1 pseudogene is annotated in these 581 nt (G+C 47.7%); it reads left to right on the top strand.

From position 1 onward, the window contains the following. Nucleotides 1-581: pseudogene (locus R7044_RS26875) on the top strand (protein BatD); the annotation flags it as partial.

The raw sequence follows: 581 nt of genomic DNA on the forward strand, positions 1-581 counted from the left end.
TTACCCAAACTCCTTCCGCGTTTACCCTGAACAGCCTCAATTCGACACAGCAAGAGATGGCACGGTAATCATGACGGTAAAGCAAGTGCTGATCCCAACAGAAGCTGGCGAATTCACGCTGCCAGGCTACGCACTGAATTGGTGGGACAGTAAAAGCGATGAAGCAAAGCAGGCAAACTTGTCTGAGCTGAAACTGAATGTGGAACAAAGCGATGCCGGCTTGATTACCTTACCTGAAAACGCGCTTCCTATACCAACCGTTTCAAATGCAGCTCCTGCCCAACAAAATGGCGGCGATAAACTCTGGCACACACTCACTTTTGTTTTTGCAGGCTTGTGGATTCTTACTTCCGCAATTGCATTCGTAATTTGGAAAAAGCGTCCTGTTGCTTCCACAGAACCACTGTCAGCATCAGAAAAACCACTTTGCGTTGAAGCGTTGAAACGCATCATTAACGAAGGCGACGAAGCGAAAATCGAACGCTCAGTAAACGAGTACTTGAGTACCCATCGTGACCGACTAAATCCCGAAGATGTTCAAGCGGTCAAACTCGAACTCGATGCCATGAACAGAGCACGTT

It is taken from the genome of Vibrio sp. 1402 (genome assembly GCF_033340275.1).